Source organism: Methanosarcina spelaei (assembly GCF_002287235.1).
Taxonomy (GTDB): domain Archaea; phylum Halobacteriota; class Methanosarcinia; order Methanosarcinales; family Methanosarcinaceae; genus Methanosarcina; species Methanosarcina spelaei.
The window spans coordinates 20,274-27,968 of sequence record NZ_LMVP01000513.1; the positions used below are offsets into that span (position 1 = coordinate 20,274).

Sequence of the window (7,695 nt, forward strand, 5' to 3'; positions counted from 1 at the left end):
CTTAATTTTCACTTTTCATCACTTTTGACTGTCTATTATCTCTAATTACTCCCAAAAGCTAGCAAATTAAAACTTACTCAAAAAAAGATACTCGTAAAAGACTTGATATGAATAAATAGGATGTCTGTCCAATGAAAGTACCGGTGAAAGCAGAGGCCAGAAAACAGATAGGAGTCATAGGTGCAGGTGATTGCGGCAGCGAGGTAAGGGCTCTTGCAGAAAGGGTAGGAAGAGAGATAGCAAAAAGAGGGGCTGTTCTGCTCTGCGGAGGTCTGGGCGGAGTTATGGAGGCTGCTGCATACGGCGCAAAGAAGGAAGGAGGAATAACCCTGGGAATTTTGCCCGGAACCCTAAGAGAAGAAGCAAATCTCTGGATAGATATTGCAGTTGTTAGCGGAATGGGGCATGCCAGAAATGCTCTTATAGCGCAATCATCGGATGCATTAATTGCAGTTAACGGAGAATATGGAACACTTTCGGAGATAGCTCTTGGTCTGAAGATGGGAAAACCTGTAGTCGTGCTTGAACCAGGCTGGAAAATCGAAGGCGTTCACAGGGTAAAAATCCGGAAGAAGCCGTAGAACTTGCTTTCAAGCTGACTGAAGAGAAAAAGTCCTTTAAGGTAAATACTAAGGAAAAATACTATAAAATAGCTATTAAAAATCTCAACTGAGAAAAATTTGAAAAAATAAAGTATTTAAAGGCCAACCGGAAATGTATCTCATAGAAAATCGTATATCTCATAGAAAATCGTATATCTCATAGAAAATCGTGTATCTCATAGAAAATCGTATCCAACAGAGAATTTGTGAAGAGGAAAATGAACAAATGAGTAGAAAAATTTAACGGGTATATGAAGTCTCCTGAAGGGGCAGATGAAGAGCTTTGAGCCTAATTATAGTTACGGATGACAGCTTATTTTAAGATTTAATCCAAAAATATATATTGGAAAAGGAAACTTCAAAGAATTAGGAGGCAGGCTTTGTCTCAGACTGGAAGGAGTTTTGGGGTACGCTAGTATTCCTCCATAAAATTAAAAAAATTATACCGGAGTTTTAAATGCACCTTATTGTAACGGAAAAAAATATAGCAGCAAGGAGGATAGCTGCAATTCTGGCTCCAAAGAACCCGAAGAAGGATAGAGTCAGTGGAGTAGACGTATACCGGTATGAGATTGTGTCCGATGAAGAGAAGCAGGAGACTGTAGTTATAGGGCTGTCGGGCCATATCGTAGGGATCGATTTTCCCAAAGAGTACAATAACTGGCAGAAAGTAGAGGCTAAAACCCTTATCGACGCCGACATAATAACAACTCCTATCAACCGGAAGATTGTAACTGCCCTTAGAAGCCTGGGAAAGGAAGCAAACAGGGTTACAATTGCTACTGACTACGATCGGGAAGGAGAACTGATAGGAGTCGAGGCCCTCAATATCATAAAACAGGTGAATCCGAATGTTCCTTTTGACCGGGTGCGCTACAGCGCAATAACCCCAAAGGCAATAGAGGCCGCATTTTCAAATGCAACAGATGTTGATTTTAATCTCGCGGATGCAGGTCATTCCAGGCAGGTCATTGACCTTGTCTGGGGTGCAGCCCTTACTCGTTATATTTCTCTTGCCGCAGGCAGGCTTGGAAAGATGTTTCTTTCTGTGGGCAGGGTACAGTCGCCAACTCTTTCTCTTATCGTTGACAGGGAAAAAGAGAGGAATATTTTTATCCCTACCCCTTATTGTGAGATCCATGCAGAACTCCAAAATGCAGAAGGAGAAACCTTCTCGGCTCAGCACTCAACTCGCCGTTTCCTGGATAAAAAGGAGGCAACAAAAGTCTTCAAGAAACTGGGGGAACAGGCTAAATTAAAAGAAACTGAAAAAGGGATAAAGACTGACCAGCCCCCGACTCCTTTTAATACCACAGGTTTCATAAGCGCAGCAAACTCAATCGGGCTCAGTCCTGCAAATGCGATGCGCATAGCTGAAGCTCTCTATACCAATGGTTATATTTCGTACCCCAGAACCGACAATACGGTTTATCCCGATACTCTTGACCTGAGAGCGCAGATTGAGATTTTCAAAGAAGGTCCCTTTAAAGAATACGCAGATGTCCTGCTTGGGAAAGCCGAACTCATTCCTACACGAGGAAAAAAGGAAACTACCGACCATCCTCCTATTTTTCCAGCTTCCCTTGCAAAAGAGGCTGATTTGAAAGAAGAAGAGTGGAAAGTCTATGAACTTGTAGTCAGGCGCTTTTTTGCAACCTTTGCAGGGCCAAGCGAATGGGAGACTATGCGCTTGAAACTCGACATCAACGGAGAAGAGTTCAGGGCAAACGGAGCAAGGCTTGTAGAGCCTGGCTGGAGATGGTACTATCCTTACAATGCGCCTGAAGACCGGTTGTTCCCTGAGCTTCATGAAGGCGATTCTCTGAAGGTTATAAACAAAGAGATGCCGGATAAAGAAACCCAGCCTCCAGGCCGTTACGGGCAGGGAAGACTTATTAATATTATGGAAGAGCTCGGGCTTGGAACAAAAGCAACGCGGCATGAGATTATCAGCAAGCTTTATTCCAGGGCTTACATCCACGGAAATCCTGTGCAGCCTACTAATACCTCTTTTGCAGTAATGGATACTCTTGAAAAGTATTCCCCTACTATTACAAAACCTGACATGACACAACTGCTTGAAGAAAATATGGACCGGATTGCTGAGGGTAAGATCAAAGAGTCTGCTGTTCTTGAAGAGTCGCGGGAGATATTAAAGCAGGTCTTCTTGGAACTCGATAAAAACCGGGAAAAAATCGTGGAATCTCTCCAGGCAGGCCTCAGGGAAGATAAAATCATAGGTGTCTGCTCAGGCTGCGGAAACGAGCTTATAATCCGACGTTCGAAAAGGGGAGGCCGTTTTATAGGCTGCAACAATTATCCTAACTGTACTTTTTCCCTTCCTCTGCCCAGAAGCGGACAGATTATAGTTACCGACAAGGTCTGTGAAGCTCATGGCCTGCACCATATCCGTATAATCAACGCAGGAAAACGGCCCTGGGACCTTGGCTGCCCTCAGTGCAATTTCATTGAATGGCAGAAAACCCAGCAGGAAGAACAGGCTCAGCTGCCCAAAAAAGAAAGGCCAAAATCGATTACGGACCTCGAAGGCGTTGGAAAAGCCACAGCAGGAAAACTGGAAGAAGCCGGAATTACAAGCGTGGAAGCCCTGGCAGAAGCCGACCCTGTAGAACTTGCAAAAATAATAAAGACCAGCGTGAAGAAGGTCAAAAGCTGGCAGGTTTCGTGCAACGGTACGGTTGAAGGCAACAGCACGGTTAAGGACAACTGTACAGCTGAGGACGCATGAAAATAGTCCTCACTGACGTCAGCTTTTCGATTTTGCCTGTTACTATATAATTGATGTTACTATATAATTGATATATCTGGTAAAGTAGACGGTTGGAGAGTTTACCTAAGTTCTGCCCCCTATAACCTTACTCTCCATCCATGACGTTTTTATTACGCTCGACGAAGGAGAGCGGTTTTTGCCTGAAAAGAGAAAAAGAAGAAATTGGCAAAAGTAATCTACTTCTTTTGTACTACCTTTACTACTGTTCCAGGCTTCTCTTTTGTTTTTCTCCTTGCTTCAAGTGTGTCTACTTCTTTAGCATGAAAATGCTTGAAATGATTTTCATTTGTTTGTGCCAGTTATTCAGAATTTAATTTTCGTGTGAAATGTGATCAGATACATAGATTGTTCTATATAATCTGACAAAATGTAGTGGTTTTAGGGGAAAACTATTGCATTTATGAGGTCTGTTCTCTCGTATCCTGCTCGATATGACTCAGAAAGCAATCTGTTTAGATGAAGGATATTTCACAAGCCATTTCTCACCTGAATGCGCCAGCCCGTAGACGATCTTACTGCACATTCTCCATTATCGAACCATGCGCATTGTTCCTCAAGGCATGTTGCAAAGTCGGGTGCTCTGTTTCCTATGGGAGAATTAGGACGCAGTGGACATAATTTTGTCATCTTAGTTCAACTCCTTGTAATACAAAACTGATATAATATGTTTATACTGTGTCAACAGATAAGATCTTTTCTCTGGAGTCTGGTCAAAACAGAAATCTTACCTGAAAACTTGCCTGTTGTCGTCAGCCTGTATGTGTATTTGTTATTTCTCTTTTTTGTCTTGAAACCATGAGTATACTCTGATTACTAGTGTTTCGATTCCAAAATAGATTTTTTACTTTCTGGGAAAATCCACGATCTCAGGTTCTATTCAAAAGTCAAATTTTATGAACCTATTTCGGAATCGCCCTAGTAGGGCGGTTAAATCGCAGCTCTGGTGAGTATCAAACCTGATCTGCTACGATCTCCTTCGTCGAGCGGTCTTTACCTGAAAAGAGAAAAAAAAGAATATATTAAGAAAATAGGAAGTGTTTACAAAGCCATTAAACTGTTTCTAAGTTCAAATAATGTGTTTTATAACTTGCAGCGCCGTTCGCAAACCACCTTCGATAAAACCCTGAAAATCCGAGTAAGCTTCACCACATATATGGACATTTTTATTTAACATTGGCGAATCCTGTAATGAGAAAGCAGTTAACTCTTTTATTGCCTCTTCAGTACGGACGCCAGCTTTCCAGATATGACAACCCGCTTCAAATGGTTCACGGCTCCAGTCCCTTATGCCGAAACAACTTATTAGTTCAGCCTCTGCTTCTATATCTTCAACGTCTGTATTGTCAGGATTTGACCGTAGATATTGAAGGTAGCCTTCAACAAGACGTTTATCGAGATTTAGTTCTGCCTTTAGATGTTCCGGTTGCCGTACAAATGGCATCCAGTAGCGCATACTTGGCGGGTCACCGTAAACCATTACAATCCCACATTTTCGGTTCCCATCTTTCCTGAAGGCGTAATGGATTTCCCTTGCTGGAGTAGATGAGGCTCGTGTTTGTGGCGGTGTGAATTCATTCCACCAAGGATTTTCATTAACAAAAAAACATTTTACCAGTGGAATAGGAATTACAAAGTCTACCAGTTCTCCAATATATTCAGGTAACTGAGGACGAAGTTGCATCAGAGGACAACGAGGCAATGCAAGCACAACATGTTTTGCCAGTACTTTAACTACATTATTGCCAGTTTTATTGCCAATCTTATTTTCTGTCTTATTTTCAGTCTTATTTTCAGTCTTATTTTCAGTCTTATTTTCAGTCTTATTTTCAGTCTTATTTTCAGTCTTATTTTCAGCCTTGAACTCCAGTAAAACTCTTCCATCAGGCTGGGAAAAAAGAGCTGTTAACCTGTGATTAAGATGTAGCGAGCCTGAGAGTTCAGGTCCATAGTCCAATTTACGGACTAACTCCTGAACAAGAGACTCAGTACCCTGTTTTATGCCAACCAGTTCATCGTCAGGGTGCAGTCCGCGCAGCCAGAAAATAATCCATTCTGCTGCGTTGGGGTTAAAATGAATAACATGGTAAAAGGTCCCATAATGTATGATTTTATTCACTGCACGGTAGCTAAGAACAAGACTGAGTGCGTTCCAGAAGCCGATCTCGTAGAGATATTTTCCGTTGTAGCTCGCCTCATTACGTACATAGCTGTAGTACTCCTCGTCAAGAGTAGCCCACCATGCCCGGTGCCTGGGGTCATTAGGGTCGTTCATATCTCCACCGCTTGCATTTAACAGGCGTAGAATTCCCAGTTTCAATAACTCAAGTGTTGTCAATTTACTCCCAGAGCATTTACCTCCGGATTCGTCAAAAGTTAAATCAAAAAGAGAATCAGGATCTTTTGCCGCTGTATAGGGTACGAAAGGTTTTGTCTCCAGATCAAGTTCGGCTATGAGATCCATAAGCAGGGGCTGCGCAAGCTTCTCAAACCTCATTGGACCGTATTCTGCTAAAAACCCGTCCATTTCTACAGTCTCAATTCGGCCTCCAAATCGATCTGTAGCTTCAAACAGAGAAACGGTATGGTTAGCACCTTTTACCTGTTTTAGTTTGTAACAGGTATAAAGACCTGTGATGCCTCCTCCTACTATTACCGTATCGGAACTTATAATATCAGGCACTCTATCTCTCCCCATCTCCACAATTCATTTAAGCTGCTCTTCACTTTTTGTAGGCCAGGTGCAATTTTCCAGTTTTTGTGGACCAAGTGTAATTTTCCAGTTTGAAAGTGACATTCTGTAGCAGTAAATACAGAAAATGGAACTCTGTCTTTCTCGATATGGTTAGTAAGTCTTCTGTAAAAAATTAGTTATATTTCTTTTCAGTTCTAATTGATCGCCTTATTTTAGCTATGTGACCACCTTTATTTTAACTATGCATAACTATAATTTTTACAGACTTTTGATCTTGCAGCAGAACTGAAAATGAAGTGAATAACCTTATCCTTACTACCTGTGAAATTTTTAACTGCTATGAAACATCTTTGAATCTCCGGTTTCTGGATCCAAACCCGAGTAACAAGTTCTTTACTGTTACGCTCGATAAAGGAAAACGGTCTTTCCAAAATAAAAGTAAAAGAAGAAGAAGAGCCGCCAGATAAGCTGGTAGGGTGCTTATAATTCATATGTGGCTTGAAATGCGGTTCGAACAGGCTGGCAGACAGTTATGATGCTGTGATACCCAGAATGGACTTCTAACCCATACAATTTTGTTTACAATATCTTGCCGATCTTGCTTCGATATTGTTTTAAGTATCCTCTTGCTCGAAAACGAGGCCTCCCAGGTTAGACTCATCTTCTCCACTAATAATTTCTTTAATTTTTAAATTTCCAAATCTGTCACTAGGTTTGATAGTCTTTGCATTCACATAGTCAATAAGCCAGAGGCCGTCGAACTGAACAGTGCTATCTGTCCCACTCTGACTGATTTTACTTACATGAACTTTGAAGACAAGAACATCATCAACACCCTGAACATCATCGACTTCGACATTCCATGTACCATCGTCAGTGACTGAGATGATATTATCATCGATAAGTTCTCCGTCATTGGTTAACTCGAGCCATACCTTCTGATTGTTAACATCGATTCGTTTGATTTTAAGGATGTAGCCCTCCGAACAGTCGATAGATTCGCCTGACGTAAGAATACAACTTTTGCTTTCCGGAAACAAGTCGAGAATTAGTTTGGCAATCTTGTCAGTGTGAGCATTCCAGATTTCTTCATGATTTGAAAATAAAGGAACATATTTCTCTTCAAACAGCTCGATTATTGGATACTGTTTATTAGACCAGCTACTGCATTCGTAATTTGTGCCAACAACGCTACAAGTAAATTCTGATGTTTCTGTTTTTGTTGGCGTTAATTCTCCTTTGGCGTCTGTTGGTCCAGACACATCTGTATATATAAAAATTGCAGTAATGCAGGCTATAATGCCTATCAATAAAAGATATTTTGGCTCTTCGTCGTATAAAATGGGTAATTATATATAATAAAAATATAATATAAATAAGTATTATATTATTTGATAAAAATAACTGCAGGAGTTTGATATCCCATTTGCGAAAAAACATTTGAAATACCTTTGAATGTCAAAGACCCTTGGCAAATAACCAGTATTGAATTAGATTCAATATCTGACAAACTTGATATTTGGATTGATTTTAAACGTGGTTCCAAATTTCCCTGTCCTAAGTGTGGCAAACCAAACTGTTCAGCCTATGATACTAAGGAAAAAGAGTTA

General features: G+C 41.0%; 4 protein-coding genes and 1 pseudogene. 2 read left to right on the forward strand and 3 right to left on the reverse strand.

Features of this window, described 5'->3' with window-relative positions; translation table 11 throughout:
• The first annotated feature begins 131 nt into the window (after positions 1–131).
• Positions 132–673, forward strand: a pseudogene (locus tag ASJ81_RS17450) (TIGR00725 family protein).
• 386 nt (positions 674–1,059) lie between these two features.
• Positions 1,060–3,351, forward strand: coding sequence for a DNA topoisomerase I (locus ASJ81_RS17455; protein WP_095645460.1), 2,292 nt, complete (start codon positions 1,060–1,062; stop codon positions 3,349–3,351).
• A 510-nt stretch (positions 3,352–3,861) separates the two neighbouring features.
• Here the strand turns inward: ASJ81_RS17455 and ASJ81_RS22955 are convergent.
• The 3 genes from ASJ81_RS22955 to ASJ81_RS17465 form a co-directional block, all read right to left on the reverse strand.
• Complete coding sequence (locus tag ASJ81_RS22955) at positions 3,862–4,020, reverse strand: hypothetical protein (protein ID WP_170943377.1); 159 nt, start codon at positions 4,018–4,020, stop codon at positions 3,862–3,864.
• 439 nt (positions 4,021–4,459) lie between these two features.
• A complete protein-coding gene (locus ASJ81_RS17460) occupies positions 4,460–6,073 on the reverse strand; it encodes a flavin monoamine oxidase family protein (protein ID WP_170943378.1) in 1,614 nt (537 codons plus the stop codon).
• Positions 6,074–6,699: 626 nt separating this feature from the next.
• Positions 6,700–7,347, reverse strand: a complete 648-nt coding sequence (locus ASJ81_RS17465; protein ID WP_170943379.1) for an S-layer protein domain-containing protein — start codon at positions 7,345–7,347, stop codon at positions 6,700–6,702.
• Positions 7,348–7,695 lie beyond the last annotated feature (348 nt).

Bases quoted from the DNA above. Each gene is read 5' to 3' on its own strand.
- ASJ81_RS17455 (WP_095645460.1), top strand. From the start codon at position 1,060: ATGCACCTTATTGTAACGGAAAAAAATATAGCAGCAAGGAGGATAGCT.
- ASJ81_RS22955 (WP_170943377.1), bottom strand. From the start codon at position 4,020: ATGACAAAATTATGTCCACTGCGTCCTAATTCTCCCATAGGAAACAGA.